The organism is Stenotrophomonas sp. T8 (genome assembly GCF_051853085.1).
Lineage (GTDB): Bacteria > Pseudomonadota > Gammaproteobacteria > Xanthomonadales > Xanthomonadaceae > Stenotrophomonas > Stenotrophomonas sepilia.
On sequence record NZ_CP195329.1, the window covers coordinates 2,970,176 to 2,986,422 of the forward strand.

Below are 16,247 nucleotides of genomic sequence, written 5' to 3' on the forward strand. Positions count from 1 at the left end.
CCTCACCCGGCAACGATGTACTGCTGCAGTTGATCCAGCTCCCGCCGCTGCGCATCGATCACCGACTTCACCAGGTCGCCGATGGAGATCACCCCCAGCACCTGCGCGCCCTCCACGACCGGCAGATGGCGGATGCGATAATCGGTCACCAACTGAAGGCAATGCTCCACCTGCTCGCCCGGCGACACCGTCACCACCTGCGACGTCATGATCTCTGCCACCGCCGTATCGCGCGAAGAGCGATCACGCAACACGATCTTGCGCGCGTAATCACGCTCGGACAGGATTCCCACCAGCCGCGGGCCGTCCATCACCAGCACCGCACCGATGCCCTTTTCCGCCATCAACCGGATCGCATCGATCACCGCCGCATCCGGCGCGACCGCATGTACTTCAGGAGACTTGCCGTCCAACAGTTGCCGTACCGTGGTCATCTGCCTGCCCTCCCAGGGTGGGTTGCGGGACCGAGTCTGCCACGGACGATGCTAGCCAGGCGTCAACCAGGTACAACGGCCGCTGCTTGGACTCCTCGTACAGCCGCCCCAGGTACTCGCCGATCAGGCCAAGCGCGATCAGCTGCACGCCGCCCAGAAACAGGATCACCGCCATCATCGTCGGCCAGCCCGCCACCCGGTCGCCATACAGCGCCGCCTTCACGATCACCCACAGGCCGAACACGAAAGCGACGGCCGCGGTTGCCAGCCCGAGGTAGGTCGCCGCCCGCAACGGCACGGTCGAGAACCCCGTGATGCCTTCGAGGGCGAAATTCCACAGCCGCCACAGGCTGAACTTGCTGGTGCCGGCCACACGCGCGTGGCGGTGGTAGGTCACGGCGATCCGCTTGAATCCCACCCAGCTGAAAAGTCCCTTCATGAAGCGGTGGCGCTCGCGCATCCCGCGCAGGGCGTTCAGCGCGCGCGGTGACAGCAGGCGGAAGTCCCCGGTATCGGCCGGAATCGGTGTCCGCGACAGGCGGCCCATCACCCGATAGAACATCGCTGCCGTGGCGCGCTTGATCCAGGCCTCGCCATCGCGGGCCATGCGCGTGCCGTAGACGTTGTCATGCCCTTCGCGCCAGCGCGCAACGAACTGCGGCACCAGCTCCGGCGGGTCCTGGCCATCGGCATCGAGGATCATCGCCGCACCCTCGTGCACCAGATCCAGGCCGGCGGTCAGCGCCGCTTCCTTGCCGAAGTTGCGCGACAGCTTCAGCGCCGATACGCGTGCATCGGCCTGGGCCAGCCCGGCGATCACGTCCCAGGTACCGTCATGGCTGCCGTCGTCCACATAGAGGATGTGACCGTCGATGTCGGGCATGCCGTCGAGCACCGCGCACAGCCGTGGATGCAGCAGCGGCAGTGCCAGGGCCTCGTTGTAGGCGGCGATGACGAAGGTAAGCCGTTCGCGGGTCATGCCCGGATTATACGTTGCCGGCACGCGCCCGGCCCGTCGCCTGCCAATTGCAGCGCCGGGCTCAGTCCTCCGACAGATAGGACGCACCACCCAGCTGGCGCGCCTGGCGTTGGATCCACGCGGCCCGCCGCTGCACATACGGCCCAGGTTTTGCCGCGTTGTAGCGACGCGGTGCCGGCAACACCGCGGCCAGGCGCGCGCTCTCGGCCGGACTCAGCCGGGCCGCGTCCTTGCCCCAGAATTTCTGCGCTGCCGCTTGCGCGCCATACACGCCATCACCGAATTCGGCAATGTTGGCGTACATCTCCAGGATCCGCTCCTTTGGCCACAGCGCCTCGATCAGCACCGTGTACCAGACTTCCAGGCCCTTGCGGATCCAGCTGCGGCCCTGCCACAGGAACAGGTTCTTGGCCACCTGCTGGCTGATCGTGCTGGCGCCGCGCAGGCGCCCGCCCCTGGCGTTGTGGTCGCGCGCCTTTTCGATGGCCTGCAGGTCGAAGCCGTTGTGGTCGGGGAAGCGCTGGTCCTCGGCCGCCACCAGCGAGATCGGCAGGCTTGGTGCCATCTGGCCGAGGTCGCGCCACTGGTAATGCAGCCGATAGGACCAGTCGGCCTCGCCCAGCGCCTCGCCATAGCGCCACAGCATCACCATGGACACCGGCGGGTCGGTGAACCGCAGCACCAGCACCTGCAGACAGCTGAAGGCGGCCAGCAGCACCGGCAGCCACAGCAGCCGCTTCCAGCGCCAGCGTCGCCGGCGCGGCGCGGCGACCACGGCCTCTACCTTGTGCTGCTCTCCCGCTGCCCCCATTACTGGTGCATCCTTCTTCTGTCTGGTTGTCGGCGCATTATCCGGCAACCGCCCCCGTTTACGCGCGATGTGAGCCGATGACCGCCAACCCCGATTCCCTGATCCGTTTCCTGCTCCCCGACGCCGGCGTGCGTGGCGTGCATGTGCACCTGCAGGCCACCTGGCAGGAAATCCTGTCCCATGCCGCCTACCCGGACGCCGCTGCCGAACTGCTTGGCGAGGCCTGCGTCGCCTCGGCGCTGTTCACCGGCCACACCAAGATCGACGGGCGCCTGTCGGTGCAGCTGCGCAGCAGCACCGCGCTGCGCACCCTGTTCGCCGAATGCACCGCCGTCGGCACCCTGCGCGGTATCGCCCAGCTCAGCGAGGGTGGCGACGCACCGCGTAACCTGTCCCGCCTCGGTGATGACGCAATCCTCGCCATCACCATCGAGAACCCCGGCCTGGACCCGCGCGAGCCGCAGCGCTACCAGAGCCTGGTCGCGCTGACTGCGCCGGAACTGGACGAGGCCTTCGAGGACTACTTCCGCCAGTCGGAGCAGCTGCCGACCCGCCTGCTGCTGGCGGCCGACCGCAACGGTGCCGCCGGTCTGCTGCTGCAGAAGCTGCCGGGCGACGAAGGCGACGAAGATGGCTGGGCCCGCGCCAGCGCCCTGTTCGAAACCCTGGGCAAGGCCGAACTGCTGGCGACCCCGGCCGAGCAGCTGCTGCACCGCCTGTTCCACGAGGAGCGGCCGGAACTGCTGGGCGACAAGCCGCTGTCCTTCGCCTGCTCCTGCTCGCGCGAGCGGGTGGCTGGCATGCTGCAGTCATTGGGCGAGGACGAAGCCCGCGCGGCCGCCGAGGCCACCGGCGCCGTCGAGGTGCGTTGCGAATTCTGCGGGCGTGAGTATCACTTTCCATTGACGGAGTTCGGCATACTGTTCCACGGCGCCCAGGGGGCTGTGGCGGCGCCTGAACGACTTCAGTAAACGGCAGTCTTGTACCTGGGGAGGATCAAGGCTTGTTAAGAATTCATAAACACCCTAGGATCGAGTTCCCGTCCCCGCGGGAACTTCCGTTGTCCGTCCCTGTCTGAACTGGTCCGATGCGTACCTTCCTGCGTCTACCGCTGGCCCTGCTGATCGCCCTTGGCGCGATCACGGGCGTGCATGCGCAGAGCAAGGACACCCGCACCGTGTTGCCGGTATGGAACAAGGGCAGCGGCAAGGTCGAGGCGCTGCTGTACCTGGAGCCGACCGGCGAACAGGCAGCCGGCGCCCGCTGGCATTTCGGCCGCAATTCGCTGGACGCGGCCTTTGGCCTGTCCTCCGGCGATTCGCTGGGCCTGCTCTGCAACAGCAGCAGCGGCACCAGCATCAGCGGCCTGGCCAGCCATTGCATGCTGGCCAGCCTGGGCGACGAGGATGATCTGAACAGCCGTCGTTTCAGTGGTACCGCCGCGTTGAACCGGGGCAACAGCCGCTTGGGCATCACCGCCGGCACCGGCCGTGAAACCCTGCCCGCCTGGTTGTCGGGCCCGAACAAGACGCCCTCGCTTCGCGCCGAGCAGAACGATCTGACCGTGTTCGCGCAGAAGAACATTGGCCGCGAAGGCTTCGTCTCCATCGCCGGTACCTACGCCAAGGCACGCCTGGTACCGCTGGCCGACGCTTCGCCGGCCATCGTCGATCGCTGGGACAGCAAGAGCCTGAGCATCGGTGCCGGTTACGGCAACTTCACCGGCAGCATCATCGGCCGCGTGGTCGACGTGCCGGGGAAGCCCGGCAAGTTCGAAGGCCTGGGCATCGGCCTGACCTGGCGTACCCCGTGGTCTGGCCAGCTGACCGTCGGCGCCGAGAACGTGATCAGCCGCGGCAAGAATCCATTCTCCCCGCGCAACGAAAGCAACGACGACGGCACCGTGCCGTACGTGCGTTACGAACAGGATCTCTGATCCCCTCAATCAGGTTCAGCAACGATATTCCCGAAGGCGCCGAAAGGCGCCTTTTTGCATCTGCGTGCCTGCCTCGCACTCGCATGAGCGGTATCGACCGTAGAGCGTATCGACATATTGGGATACATATCAATCGAAACTTTTTTCATCATTCCGTGTTAACAAACGAGGCAGATCAGCATGACCATACCGGCAACCCGTTGATTGGGCTGGGAAAAGCGCTTTTTTACCAAAATCACAGACTTCATTAACACAGCTTTAATTCTTGGCGAACGCCCGTTACTATCGGGTCAGCCTCGCGATTTGGGAGCGCTTTTTCGCTCCCCCGCCGGGCACTAACCCCAGCCAAGATTTCTTGGAGAGAGAGAGCCAATGAAACTCAAGTCCAGCCAGCTGCGTGACGCAGTTGTGATCGCGCTTGTCGCCGGTGCCACCACCGCGACGGCCCACGCCCAGGAAGCGACCAACCTCGACCGCATCGAGGTCACCGGTTCGCGCATCCGTCAGGTCGATACCGAAACCGCCCAGCCGGTGTTGAGCCTGAGCCGCGCCACCATCGAAAAGAGCGGCTTCAAGACGGTTGCTGACGTGCTGCAGAACATTTCTGCCGCCGGCAGCCCGGCCATCAGCCGTTCCGAACCGCTGTCCTCTGGTGAAATGGTCGGCGGCTACTACATCGACCTGCGCAACCTGGGTGCACAGCGCACCCTGATCCTGGTCGACGGCAAGCGCCTCGGCGCCAGCGTCAGCGGTTATCAGGACGTGTCGCAGATCCCGTCGGCGATCGTCGAGCGCATCGACGTGCTGAAGGACGGTGCTTCCTCGGTGTACGGTTCCGATGCCATGGCCGGCGTGATCAACATCATCACCCGCAAGAATTTCGAAGGCCTGGAAGTCAACGCCTACACCGGGCAGTACAGTGAAGGCGACGGCCAAAAGCAGAGCGCCGATTTCGTTGCCGGCTTCACCGGCGATCGCGGCTCGATCACCATCGGTGCCGAGTACTCCAACGAAAAGGCGGTGTGGGCAAAGGATCGCTGGTTCTCCGAATCGTCGCGCACCAATCGCCATCCGACCGCCGGCTGGACCTCGGTCAGCCAGTGGGGCTCGGTGTTCGACCCGACCGATCCGGACGCACCGTCGCTCACCCTCAATCGCGGCGGCAATCCTTACAACGCGGCGGACTTCCACGAAACCGACCTGACCCCGATCACCGGTGACGTAAGCAACTCCAACCAGCAGATGCAGCTGCTGACCCCGACAAAGCGTCGCAGCGTATTCGCCAACCTGCAGTACGACCTTACCGACAATGTCCGTTTCAGCGGTGACCTGCTGTACACCCGCCGCGAATCGGAAGCGCAGGTGGCCGGTTACCCACTGCAGTCCGAAGCCTACGCCAACCTCGGTTCCATCTGGTCGGCCAACAGCTACTACAACCCGTTCGGCCAGGATATGGCGTATGTCCGCCGTGGCTGGGAAGTGCCGCGCGTTTCCAACAACAAGCTGACGACGTTCCGCTTCAGCGGCGCGCTGCAGGGCTCGTTCCAGTTCAATGACAAGTACTTCGACTGGGAAGCCGGCTACCTCTACCAGAACTCCGAAAACAACCAGAGCCAGACCGGCAACTACAACGTCCTGGCTGCCAACGCCGCCACCGGGGCCTCGTTCTACAACCCGGCAACCGGCCGCGTGGAGTGCGGAACCGCAGCGGGCCTGGCTGCGGGCACCAACCCGGCCTACGGCCCCGGCGCCGGCGGCTGCATCCCGTGGAACCCGGCCATTCCGTTCGGCCGCACCGGTGATGGCGGCTTGACCGGCAATCCGGACCTGCAGCAGTTCCTGTTCCCGACGACGCACAACGTCGGCGAAACCACGATGACGTCCTACTACGCCAACATTGCGGGTAGCATCCTGACCCTGCCGGCAGGCGACCTGGGCTTCGCACTGGGTTACGAGTACCGCGAGGAGAAGGGCAACTTCAATCCGGACGCGCTGTCGCAGTCGGGTTACTCCACCGACCTGGCGGCTGGCCCGACCGGCGGCAAGTACGACGTCAATGAAGTGTACCTGGAGCTGAACGTACCGATCCTGGCCGACCTGCCCGGTGCCAAGGAACTGAGCCTGAGCGCAGCCACCCGCTTCTCCGACTTCAGCACCTTCGGCAACACGACCAACAGCAAGTTCGGCCTGAAGTGGCGCCCGATCGATCAGCTGCTGGTTCGTGCGACCTACTCCGAAGGCTTCCGCGCGCCGACCATCGCCGACCTGTACGGCGGCAGCTCGCAGTCCTTCGAGTACTTCACCGATCCGTGCGATACCTCGTTCGGTCTGGCCGCAACCGATGCCGCCACGGCCCAGCGATGCGCTGCCGCCCTGGGTGCCCTGGCCCCGAACTTCCGCCAGCTGAAGCAGGGTTACGTCCCGGCTGAAGGCCCGGATGAGCAGAGCCCGGTGCCGTTCACCTCCGGCTCCAATCCGAACCTGACTCCGGAAACGTCCAAGTCCAAGACCGTTGGCCTGGTCTGGAGCCCGACCTTCGCCCCGGGCCTGAACCTGAGCCTGGACTGGTTCAACATCAAGATCGAGAACACGATCGTTTCCGATACCCCGACGGATCAGCTGAACGACTGCTACGTTCTGGGCATTGCTGAGCGCTGCAGCACCTTCACCCGTGACGCCACGCTCGGCTACGTCAACAACCTGACCTACGGCAGCCGCAATGCCGGCTTCATCGAAACCGAAGGCTTCGACTTCGATGCAAGCTACCGCTATGCGACCGACACCTGGGGCAGCTTCAACTTCAACCTGCAGAACACCTACGTCACCAAGAACGTTCTGAAGACGGCCAATGATGACTCCCCGGTGCAGATCTACAATGGCTTCGGCAGCAACTTCCGCCTGCGTTCGAACCTGACCGTTGGCTGGGAATTCGGCGACTTCGGCATCACCTGGGGCACCCGCTACTTCTCCAGCGTGAAGGAGCGTTGCTACTACGCCACCGAGTGCTCGCTGCCTGACTACGGCTCGCCGGATCCGGCTCGCAACCAGGCGCAGAACAAGCGCGGCGCCACCACCTTCCACGACGTCCAGTTCTCCTGGAACGCGCCGTGGAATGCGACCATCGCGGTCGGTGCACGCAATGTGTTCGACCACTACGGCCCGCAGATGTACTCGGCGCCGAACTCGCAGTACTCCTACTACGGCGGCTACGACATCGGTCGCCTGATCTACATGCAGTACAAGCAGAAGTTCTGATCGGGAACCTGATCAGCTGATGCAGCAACGGCCCCGAAAGGGGCCGTTGTTCTTTGTGCGCCATGGACGGGCGCTGGCCAGCGCACAACAAAAAAGGCCGCAGCATCGCTGCGGCCTTCCTTCGAGATCATTTCCGGGCGCTCATCCGTTCGGAATCAGCGTCTCGATCAGATGCTCGACGTACGCTTCGAAATCCTCGCGCGCCTGCTTGGGCTGCTGCAGCTGCAGCGACAACTGCAGGAAGCCGACATAAGCGGCGTACGCAAGGCGTGCGCGATGACGCGCATCGGTCGAGCTGAGGCCGGCCTGGCGGAACGAGGCGACCAGATAGTCGAGGCGACGCTGCGAGACCCGGTCGATCACCGGCCGCACCATCGGATGATCCAGCGCCTTCAGCAGCTCGCTGTAGATGATGTGCGGCTGCACTTCATGCGCCACCATCTGGAACAGCTGGCGCAGGCGCACGCGCGGATCCGGTACGTCTTCCAGGCTGCCGAACACCTGTTCCTGTTCGAACAGTTCCCAGCGTTCCAGCGCCGCCTGCAGCAATGCATCGCGCGAAGGGAAATGCCAGTAGAAACTGCCCTTGGTAACGCCGAGCCGCCGTGCCAGCGGCTCTACCGCGACGGCGCCGACACCTTGTTCAGCAATCAGATCGAGGGCCGCCTGGGCCCAGTCTTCGGCACTCAGGCGGCTGTTGCGGCCGGCGCGCGGTTCGCCGGCGGAAGCGTCAGGTTGATTCATGGACTGATTTAACCATACGCCGGGGTTCGTTGCAGTACGCGGTTGCGGCCGAAACCGTCGCAGGCCCGTCGGAAGGGTCCCTCCACGCGCGTTCTGCAACGCACCATACCGTGCAGTATTGACTTCCTCTCGAAGCTCTCCATACTAGCAAGTATGGTTATGTCCCCAACTCCAGCTGCGTTCCATGACCTGCGCCTGGACGCCGCCCATGGCGCCCGCCTGGCGGCGACCGTCAGCGACCATGGCCGGCGTGGCCGGGTCCTGTTTGCCCATGGCTTCGGCCAGACCCGCCACGCCTGGAATGCCACTGCCCGCGCACTGAACGCGGCCGGCCTGCAGACGCTGGCCTACGACGCCCGCGGCCATGGCGATTCCGACTGGAATGGCGCCGATCTGCCCTATCACGGCGAACAGTTCGCCGACGACCTGATCGTGTTGGCCGGCGAACAGCCGCGCCCGCCGGTGCTGGTTGCCGCTTCGATGGGTGGCCTGTTCGGCCTGCTTGCCGAATCGCGCTGGCCGGGCCTGTTCTCGGCCATGGTGCTGGTCGACATCACCCCGCGCTGGGATACCGCCGGTGTCGAGCGCATTCTCGCCTTCATGACCGCCCATCCCGACGGCTTCGCCTCGCTGACCCAGGCCGCCGACGTGATCTCGGCCTACATGCCGCACCGGCCGCGCAAATCCGAGCAGTCGCTGCGTGCGCTGCTGCGCGAGGACGGCCACGGGCGCTGGCGCTGGCATTGGGACCCGCGCCTGGTGGCCGAGCTGGCCCGCGACAGCGAACAGCACCAGGACGCACTGGCCGAGGCCGCACGCCAGGTGAAGTGCCCGCTGCTGCTGGTCAGCGGGGGCCGCAGCGACCTGGTCACGCCGCAGACCGTGGCCGAATTCCTGACGCTGGCGCCGCATGCGCGCCATGTACAGCTGCCGCAAGCGACCCACATGGTCGCCGGCGATGACAACGACGCCTTTACCGCTACTGTGTTGGACTATCTGGACGTGTTGCCCGCAGCGGACGCTGCGGCTTCGTCCGCCACAAACGAGCACGTCACCGGAGCACGCTCATGAGCATCGTTCTTCCCTTCCTCGCCTTGCTGCTGGCAGGCGCCTTCGTCGCCTACCACCGCATGCGGCTGGTTACCTGGACGCTGATCAGCGTGGCCCTGCTGGCCGCCTGCTGGTTCATTCCCTACGTCAACCAGACCGCCACCATCGTCGCTGCGGCGGTGCTGGCGGTGATCGCCGTGCCGCTGCTGCTGCCGTTCATCCGCAAGCCGCTGCTGACCAGCCCGATGATGAAGGTGTTCCGCAAGGTGCTGCCGCCGCTGTCGCAGACCGAGCGCATCGCGCTGGAAACCGGTTCGGTCGGTTTCGAGGGCGAACTGTTCACCGGTGATCCGGACTGGAACATCCTGCTCAACTACCCCAAGCCGCAGCTGACCGCTGAAGAACAGGCCTTCCTCGATGGCCCGGTGGAAGAGCTGTGCACGATGGTCAACGACTGGGAAATCACCCACGTCCACGCCGACCTGCCGCCGGAGCTGTGGGCCTTCATCAAGAAGAACAAGTTCTTCGGCATGATCATCCCGAAGGAGTACGGCGGCCTGGGCTTCTCCGCGCTGGCCCACCACAAGGTGATCCAGAAGCTGGCCTCGGTGTCCTCGGTGGTCAGCTCCACCGTCGGCGTGCCCAACTCGCTGGGCCCGGGTGAACTGCTGGTGCATTACGGCACCCAGGAACAGAAGGACCAGTACCTGCCGCGCCTGGCCGATGGCCGCGAAGTGCCCTGCTTCGGCCTGACCGGTCCGTTCGCCGGCTCCGACGCCACTTCGATCCCGGACTACGGCATCGTCTGCAAGGGCGAGTGGAACGGCGAGCAGGTGCTCGGCGTCAAGCTGACCTTCGACAAGCGCTACATCACCCTGGCCCCGGTCGCTTCGCTGATCGGCCTGGCCTTCCGCATGTACGACCCGGATGGCCTGATCGGCGATACCCGCGACATCGGCATCACCCTGGGCCTGCTGCCGCGTGACACCGCCGGCGTCGAAATCGGCCGTCGCCACTTCCCGCTGAACTCGACGTTCCAGAACGGTCCGATCCGCGGCAAGGACGTGTTCATTCCGCTGACCCAGCTGATCGGTGGCGCAGCCATGGCCGGCAAGGGCTGGAACATGCTCAACGAGTGCCTGGCCGTGGGCCGCTCGATCACCCTGCCGTCCACCGCCAGCGGCGGTGCCAAGGCTGGCGCCGCGGTGACCGGCGCCTATGCACGCATCCGCAAGCAGTTCGGCCTGTCGGTCGGCCGCTTCGAGGGCGTGGAAGAAGCGCTGGCCCGCATCGGCGGCAAGGCCTACAAGATCAGCGCGCTGTCGCAGGCCACTGCCGCCGCGGTCGATCGTGGTGACGTGCCGTCGGTGCCGTCGGCGATCGCCAAGTACCACTGCACCACCATGAGCCGCGAAGTGATCTCGGACATGATGGACGTGATCGGCGGCAAGGGCATCATCCTGGGGCCGCGCAACTTCGCCGGCCGCAGCTGGCAGGCCGCGCCGATCGCGATCACCGTGGAAGGCGCCAACATCATGACCCGCAGCCTGCTGATCTTCGGCCAGGGTGCGATCCTCTGCCACCCGTGGGTGCTCAAGGAAATGAAGGCCGCGCAGGATCCGGATACCCGTGCCGGCCTGCAGGAGTTCGACCGCAGCCTGTTCGGCCACATCCGCTTCGGCATCTCCAATGCCGTGCGTTCGTTCTGGTTCGGCCTGACCGGCGCGCGCTTCGGCGCCGCCCCCGGCGACGCCTACACCCGCCGCTACTTCCGCAAGCTGGACCGTTACTCGGCCAACCTGGCGCTGATGGCCGACATCTCGATGATGACCCTGGGCGGCAAGCTGAAGTTCAAGGAATCGCTGTCCGGCCGCCTGGGCGACGTGCTGAGCCATGTCTACATGACCAGCGCCATGCTCAAGCGCTACCACGACGAAGGTGCACCGCAGGCCGACCAGCCGCTGCTGGCCTGGGCCTTCCATGACAGCGTGCACAAGATCGAAGAGTCGCTGTCGGCCGCGCTGCGCAACTTCCCGATCCGTCCGATCGGCTGGCTGATGTGGGCGCTCATCTTCCCGTTGGGCCGTCGTGCCGAGGCTCCGGGTGATCGCTTGAGCCGCCGCGTCGCCGCCCTGCTGATGGCGCCGAATGAAGCCCGCGACCGTCTCGCCAATGGCGTGTTCCTGACCCCGTGCGAGAACAACCCGGGCGGCCGCATCAACAGTTACCTGAGCAAGGCGATCATGGCCGAGCCGGTGGAGCGCAAGTTCCTCAAGGCGCTGAAGAGCAAGGGCATCGAGGCGCTGGACTTCAAGGCGCAGCTGGACGAAGCCGTGGCCGAGGGCGTGATCACCCAGGACGAGCGCAGCCTGCTGGAAGAGCTGCGCACGCTGACCCTGGACACCATCACCGTGGACGACTTCGACACCCATGAACTGCGCGCGGCCAGCTACTACGACCGCCAGCGCAAGGATCCGCATTCGCAGGCGGCCTGATCGCCCGCGACACGCGTTGCCTTCGACGGCGGGCCTCGGCCCGCCGTCGCGTTATCCGCCGAACGGAATACCCCTCATGTCCACGCCCCTGCTCTCGCTTTACCAACGCCTGCAGCGCTGGCCCGCCGGCGCCTGGCTGTTCTCGCGCGCGGTGTGCCTCAAGGCCCCCTACTTCGCCAGCATCGCGCCACGCATCACCCGCCTGGAACACGGCCGCTGCGAAGGCACGCTGGCCGACCGCCGCAGAGTACGCAACCACATCGGCACGGTGCACGCGATCGCGATGTGCAACCTGGCCGAACTGACCGCCGGGCTGATGGTCGATGCATCGCTGCCGAAGGGCATGCGCTGGATCCCGAAGGGGATGCAGGTGCAGTACCTGGCCAAGGCGCGTGGCACGCTGCAGGCGGTGGCGTTGCCGGCACAACCGATTGTCGTTGCGGCCGAGGGCTATGCGCTGCCGGTGACGGTCAGCGTGCGCGACCGCGCGGGCACCGAGGTGTTCAGCGCGATCATCGACATGTGGATGTCGCCGGCCAAGTAAGTTCCCGCGAACGGCGCAGCCCCTCTTGGGTGGACGCGGAATGCGGTTTATCGGTGGGGCCGGAGGGGTGGGGCCAGGCGGGGACGCCGCAAGTACGTCCCTGTAGGCTTAGCCGCGCCATCCATGGCGCGGATACCCCGCCCGGCCCCACCCCTCCGGCCTCTGACAGATCTCTGCGGCGTCCACCCACGCAAGAGAAAAAAGAAGAGCAGAAGCAGAAGCGGCCCAATGGCCGCTTTTTTCCATGCGCACAGAACCCAACGAGCGCAGCGACCCGCTGTTGCTCTTGATCTTCTTTTTTTCTTCTCCGTGGGCTGGCCGCGCACGGAACCTGTCTGAGGCCGGGCGGGTTGGGTTCGCGGGGGTGTCCGCGGCATGGATGCCGCGGCCAAGCCTACACGGACGTACTTGCGGCGTCCCCCGCGAACCCAACCCGCCCGGCCAACCCCATGACAAGCTCTACGCGGCCAACCCACGAGGGGCCGCGCCGTTGGCTGGAATCTACGCTACCGCGCGAAACACCAACGCCAGGATCGCAGGCACCGCCTGGATCATGAAAATGCGGCGGCTGACGCTGTAGGCGCCATAGCACCCCGCCACCACCACGCAGGCCAGCGAGAACGTCACCAGCACTGGCTGATCGATCACCAGCCCCACCACGATGCCTGCTGCCAGGAAGCCGTTGTACAGGCCCTGGTTGGCCGCCAGGACGCGCGTGGTCGCCGCCTTCTCCGGCGTGTTGCGGAACGTCTTCAGGCCCAGCGGGCGGGTCCACAGGAACATCTCAAGCGCCAGGAAATAGACGTGCAGCAGTGCGACCAGCAAGGTCAGGGCGAGTGCGATCCAGTACATGGGCGGTTCCTTGGACAGGGATGGGGCTCGGAGCCCGGGAAATCATCGGTCGCGCGGCAGTTTCTTTTCTTCGCGCAGTACACCGAACGCGGCTGCGGTCATGCACGCGGCCACCAGCATGCCGCCGATGAACACTACGTGCGAGCCGAACAATGACAGGCCCTTGTGCACCCAGGCAAAGCTCAGGTCCGCACCGCGGTAGACCACGGTGTCGATCGCTGCGCCGGCCTTGTAGCGCCACTGCCGGTCCACGCGCGTGTAGATTGTCTCGCGCGCCGGCTTGGCCAGTGCGAATTCGCTGGCCCGGGTCATCACCTGCACTACCGCGACCATCAGCGGCATCGGCGAGGCCGCCAGCACCGAGAAGCCGATCAGGATCGCGAAACCGGGAATCAGCAGCGCCGGGGCGATGCCGTGCCGGGACAGCAACCAGCGGGTCAGGCCCAGCTGCATCAACAGCGCCAGCGCATTCACTGCCAAGTCGATGCGCGAGAAAAACGCGGTGCTGGCTGCGGGGTCAGTGAACGCCGCACGCACGATCGCAGCCTGCTCGTTGTAGAGCAGCGTCCCCACGCCCACCCCGAACACCACCATGATCGCCAGCCAGCGCAGCAGCGGCTCGCGCACGATCAACTTCAGGCCGTCCAGCACGCTGCCGCCCATCGGCTGCTCGCCGGACACCAGCTGCTGCTCGCGTTCGCGCAGCACCGCCCAGTGCCGCAGCCGCCAGATGCACAACAGGCACACGACCAGGAAAGCTGCGGAGACCAGCATCAGGTTGGCGATGCCCACGCTCTGCACCAGCGCACTGGTGATGATCGGACCAAGGAAGGCACCGACGGTGCCCGCCGCGCCAATGTATCCATAGAAGGCCCGGGCCTGCACATTGGAGAACACATCGGCCATGAAGCTCCAGAACACCGCCACCGCGAACAGGTTGAAGACGGTGATCCAGAAGAAGAAGGCCATGCCGCGGCCAGGCACGCCGCTGTCGAACATCATGTAGAAGCCCAGCAGGGTCACGATGAAGAACCCATACACCGCCGGCAGGAACACCCGTCGCGGGAAGCGGCTGACCAGCCAGCCGTACACCGGCTGCAGCACCAGCATGATCACGAACACGCAGGAGAACAGGAACTGCAGCACGAAGTCCTTCAACGCAATGCCGTGGCTGGCGAACCAGGCGATCAGCACGGGTGGGAACACCGTTTCCAGGTCTGCCGAGGCGGCCATGGCCTCACGCACCGGGCGCAGCACGTAGTAGCCGCTGAGCAGGCAGAAGAAGTACAGGAACGACCACCACAGCGCCGGCGACTCGCGCAGTGCCGACGCCAGGCCCTGCAGCGGCCCCTTGTTCCGTACCGCACTCACGCGGTGTCCCTCGCCTGAAGACGGCGGTTGGACAGCGGCATGGCAGGCTCCGGGGCGATGAAACGCGTACGTTAGCCAATGCACCGCAACATCGCCAGCGCGACGCGCCTTCCTGCGGGCGGATCGGCTCCGCTGATCGGCCCCGGATGACACGTTCCGATACATGCTTTCAGCACCTCAAATTCCAAATTTTTCAACGAGATGCGCATTCATCTTCGCTTTGTTTGTGCACAAGGGAAAAGCGGCGCTAGAATCGCCATCAGCAGTCGCGCACGGGTCCAACCGATGAAAAAGAACAGCCTGCGTCGCCCGATCCGTTCGGCGGCCACCGGTTTGCTGGGCATGCTGATGCCCGTTGCCTTGTCCACCACCGCGCAGACACCGCCGGCATTGCCGCCGATGCCGACCAACATCGAATCCGCTGCCGGTCCCACTGTCGCCCACACCCAGCCGGCGGCCTACCGCACCGGCCTGGTGCCGCGCGTGCAGGCCCCGGCGCCCGGCTTCAACGTCGCCAACATCGAATCGATGGCGCAGCAGCTCACCTATGGCGAACGCGTGCCGGGCATGGCCGTGGCGATCGTGCAGGGCGGCCGTATCCTCAGCGCGCGCGGCTATGGCGTCACCGACGTCAACAATCCGCTGCCGGTCGATGCGCACACCGTGTTCCGCCTGGCTTCGCTGTCCAAGGCCTTCGCCGGCACCATGGCCGGCCTGCTGGTCAACGACGGCACGCTGCGCTGGGACAGCAAGGTCACCGACTACGTGCCGGGCTTCCGCCTCAATTCGCCCGAAGCCACCGACCGCCTGACCGTGGCCGACGTGCTCAGCCATCGCGTCGGCCTGCCGTACAACGCCTACGACCGCGACATCGAGGGCAACGCCGAGTACTACGCGCTGACCCAGAAACTGGCCAACACCAGCCTGAAGTGCCTGCCGGGCGACTGCTATGCCTACCAGAACGTGGCCTTCAGCCTGATCGGCGATGTCGTCTACGCGGCCTCCGGCAGTTTCTACGAGCAGTCGGTCGAGCGCCGCATCTTCAAGCCGCTGGGCATGAACGATGCGAGCCTCGGCCTGGCCGGCATCCAGGCCAGCTCGCGCTGGGCGCGTCCTCACGTGCGCAGCCGCAACGGCTGGGTCTCGCTGACGCCGAAGCCGACCTACTACCGGGTCGCCCCGGCGGCCGGCGTCAATGCCAGCGCCAGCGACATGGCGCAGTGGCTGCTCGCCCACACCGGCCACCGCCCCGACGTGCTGCCGGCACCGCTGCTGGCCACCCTGCATTCGAGCCTGATCAGCACCCCCGGCGAGATGCGTTCGGGCTGGCGCCGCGAGCGCCTGCACTCGGCCGGCTACGCCCTGGGCTGGCGCACCTTCGACTACGCCGGCCACGACGTGGTGTTCCATGCCGGTGCCGTGCAGGGCTATCGCGGCCTGGTCGCGCTGGTGCCGGAACGCGATCTGGGCATCGCCATCATGTGGAATGGCGAAAGCAGCCTGCCCAGCGGCCTGCTGCCGACCGTGCTCGACTCCGCGCTCGGCCTGCCGGCGCAGCGCTGGCTGGACGTGGACACCGACTTCGGCAGCGACAACCTGATGGCCGAGGGCGCCAGCCCGGCGCAGCAGGACAAGCGCAAGGGCAAGGGCGCCTCGGGCAATCGTGCGGTGGCGTCGCCGCGCTGATCAGGCGGGCTCGATCGTGTGTGCGAAGGGCGGCCTGCGGGCCGCCCTTTTTGTTGGCTCGACTCTACAGATGCAAAGAGCAGTTCCGCG

The 16,247-nt window shown here is 65.8% G+C and carries 13 protein-coding genes; 7 read left to right on the top strand and 6 right to left on the bottom strand.

Annotated features, from left to right (window positions below):
* Positions 1–2: 2 nt before the first annotated feature.
* The 3 genes from ACSDHM_RS13895 to mtgA all read right to left on the bottom strand — a co-directional run bounded on the left by ACSDHM_RS13895 (position 3) and on the right by mtgA (position 2,224).
* The gene (locus ACSDHM_RS13895; protein ID WP_005418405.1) at positions 3–434 is read right to left on the bottom strand and encodes a CBS domain-containing protein; all 432 of its coding nucleotides are present in this window, start codon (positions 432–434) and stop codon (positions 3–5) included.
* Positions 394–1,413 carry a glycosyltransferase family 2 protein gene (locus ACSDHM_RS13900; RefSeq protein ID WP_072168565.1) on the bottom strand — a complete coding sequence of 340 codons (1,020 nt, stop codon included), beginning with the start codon at positions 1,411–1,413 and terminating at the stop codon, positions 394–396. The genes ACSDHM_RS13895 and ACSDHM_RS13900 overlap by 41 nt, the downstream gene beginning before the upstream one ends.
* Positions 1,414–1,474: 61 nt before the next feature.
* Positions 1,475–2,224, bottom strand: coding sequence for a monofunctional biosynthetic peptidoglycan transglycosylase (gene mtgA, locus ACSDHM_RS13905; RefSeq protein WP_439426333.1), 750 nt, complete (start codon positions 2,222–2,224; stop codon positions 1,475–1,477).
* Between the two features lie 77 nt (positions 2,225–2,301).
* On the opposite strand from mtgA, the gene ACSDHM_RS13910 reads away from it, so the two are divergent.
* From ACSDHM_RS13910 to ACSDHM_RS13920, 3 genes are all read left to right on the top strand, one after another.
* Complete coding sequence (locus ACSDHM_RS13910; RefSeq protein ID WP_439426334.1) at positions 2,302–3,195, top strand: Hsp33 family molecular chaperone HslO; 894 nt, start codon at positions 2,302–2,304, stop codon at positions 3,193–3,195.
* 116 nt (positions 3,196–3,311) lie between these two features.
* Complete coding sequence (locus tag ACSDHM_RS13915) at positions 3,312–4,160, top strand: hypothetical protein (RefSeq protein ID WP_061478882.1); 849 nt, start codon at positions 3,312–3,314, stop codon at positions 4,158–4,160.
* 372 nt (positions 4,161–4,532) lie between these two features.
* Positions 4,533–7,415: a TonB-dependent receptor domain-containing protein gene (locus tag ACSDHM_RS13920; RefSeq protein WP_111129172.1), complete on the top strand. Its 2,883-nt coding sequence runs from the start codon at positions 4,533–4,535 to the stop codon at positions 7,413–7,415.
* Positions 7,416–7,556: 141 nt separating this feature from the next.
* On the opposite strand, the gene ACSDHM_RS13925 is transcribed toward ACSDHM_RS13920, so the two are convergent.
* Positions 7,557–8,159 carry a TetR/AcrR family transcriptional regulator gene (locus ACSDHM_RS13925; protein WP_005418411.1) on the bottom strand — a complete coding sequence of 201 codons (603 nt, stop codon included), beginning with the start codon at positions 8,157–8,159 and terminating at the stop codon, positions 7,557–7,559.
* A 153-nt stretch (positions 8,160–8,312) separates the two neighbouring features.
* Between ACSDHM_RS13925 and ACSDHM_RS13930 the strand changes: the two genes are divergently transcribed.
* The 3 genes from ACSDHM_RS13930 to ACSDHM_RS13940 all read left to right on the top strand — a co-directional run bounded on the left by ACSDHM_RS13930 (position 8,313) and on the right by ACSDHM_RS13940 (position 12,248).
* A complete protein-coding gene (locus ACSDHM_RS13930; protein WP_188240735.1) occupies positions 8,313–9,230 on the top strand; it encodes an alpha/beta fold hydrolase in 918 nt (305 codons plus the stop codon).
* Positions 9,227–11,704 (top strand): acyl-CoA dehydrogenase, encoded by a 2,478-nt coding sequence (locus ACSDHM_RS13935; RefSeq protein WP_072168562.1) that lies wholly within the window; start codon positions 9,227–9,229, stop codon positions 11,702–11,704. The genes ACSDHM_RS13930 and ACSDHM_RS13935 overlap by 4 nt, the downstream gene beginning before the upstream one ends.
* A 76-nt stretch (positions 11,705–11,780) precedes the next feature.
* On the top strand, positions 11,781–12,248 hold the full coding sequence (locus ACSDHM_RS13940) for a hotdog fold domain-containing protein (protein ID WP_072168561.1): 468 nt from the start codon (positions 11,781–11,783) through the stop codon (positions 12,246–12,248).
* 501 nt (positions 12,249–12,749) lie between these two features.
* Here the strand turns inward: ACSDHM_RS13940 and ACSDHM_RS13945 are convergent.
* Together ACSDHM_RS13945 and ACSDHM_RS13950 are read right to left on the bottom strand one after the other, a co-directional pair.
* Positions 12,750–13,100 carry a DUF1304 domain-containing protein gene (locus ACSDHM_RS13945; protein ID WP_072168560.1) on the bottom strand — a complete coding sequence of 117 codons (351 nt, stop codon included), beginning with the start codon at positions 13,098–13,100 and terminating at the stop codon, positions 12,750–12,752.
* Between the two features lie 42 nt (positions 13,101–13,142).
* Positions 13,143–14,471 (bottom strand): MFS transporter, encoded by a 1,329-nt coding sequence (locus ACSDHM_RS13950; RefSeq protein ID WP_188240734.1) that lies wholly within the window; start codon positions 14,469–14,471, stop codon positions 13,143–13,145.
* A gap of 285 nt (positions 14,472–14,756) precedes the next feature.
* Here ACSDHM_RS13950 and ACSDHM_RS13955 point away from each other — a divergent pair, with 285 nt between their 5' ends.
* Complete coding sequence (locus ACSDHM_RS13955; protein ID WP_005418422.1) at positions 14,757–16,157, top strand: serine hydrolase domain-containing protein; 1,401 nt, start codon at positions 14,757–14,759, stop codon at positions 16,155–16,157.
* Positions 16,158–16,247 lie beyond the last annotated feature (90 nt).

Excerpts from the sequence above, each read along its gene's own strand:
- ACSDHM_RS13895 (WP_005418405.1), bottom strand. The coding sequence starts at position 434 with ATGACCACGGTACGGCAACTGTTGGACGGCAAGTCTCCTGAAGTACAT.
- ACSDHM_RS13900 (WP_072168565.1), bottom strand. The coding sequence starts at position 1,413 with ATGACCCGCGAACGGCTTACCTTCGTCATCGCCGCCTACAACGAGGCC.
- mtgA (WP_439426333.1), bottom strand. The coding sequence starts at position 2,224 with ATGGGGGCAGCGGGAGAGCAGCACAAGGTAGAGGCCGTGGTCGCCGCG.
- ACSDHM_RS13910 (WP_439426334.1), top strand. The coding sequence starts at position 2,302 with ATGACCGCCAACCCCGATTCCCTGATCCGTTTCCTGCTCCCCGACGCC.
- ACSDHM_RS13915 (WP_061478882.1), top strand. The coding sequence starts at position 3,312 with ATGCGTACCTTCCTGCGTCTACCGCTGGCCCTGCTGATCGCCCTTGGC.
- ACSDHM_RS13920 (WP_111129172.1), top strand. The coding sequence starts at position 4,533 with ATGAAACTCAAGTCCAGCCAGCTGCGTGACGCAGTTGTGATCGCGCTT.
- ACSDHM_RS13925 (WP_005418411.1), bottom strand. The coding sequence starts at position 8,159 with ATGAATCAACCTGACGCTTCCGCCGGCGAACCGCGCGCCGGCCGCAAC.
- ACSDHM_RS13930 (WP_188240735.1), top strand. The coding sequence starts at position 8,313 with ATGGTTATGTCCCCAACTCCAGCTGCGTTCCATGACCTGCGCCTGGAC.
- ACSDHM_RS13935 (WP_072168562.1), top strand. The coding sequence starts at position 9,227 with ATGAGCATCGTTCTTCCCTTCCTCGCCTTGCTGCTGGCAGGCGCCTTC.
- ACSDHM_RS13940 (WP_072168561.1), top strand. The coding sequence starts at position 11,781 with ATGTCCACGCCCCTGCTCTCGCTTTACCAACGCCTGCAGCGCTGGCCC.
- ACSDHM_RS13945 (WP_072168560.1), bottom strand. The coding sequence starts at position 13,100 with ATGTACTGGATCGCACTCGCCCTGACCTTGCTGGTCGCACTGCTGCAC.
- ACSDHM_RS13955 (WP_005418422.1), top strand. The coding sequence starts at position 14,757 with ATGAAAAAGAACAGCCTGCGTCGCCCGATCCGTTCGGCGGCCACCGGT.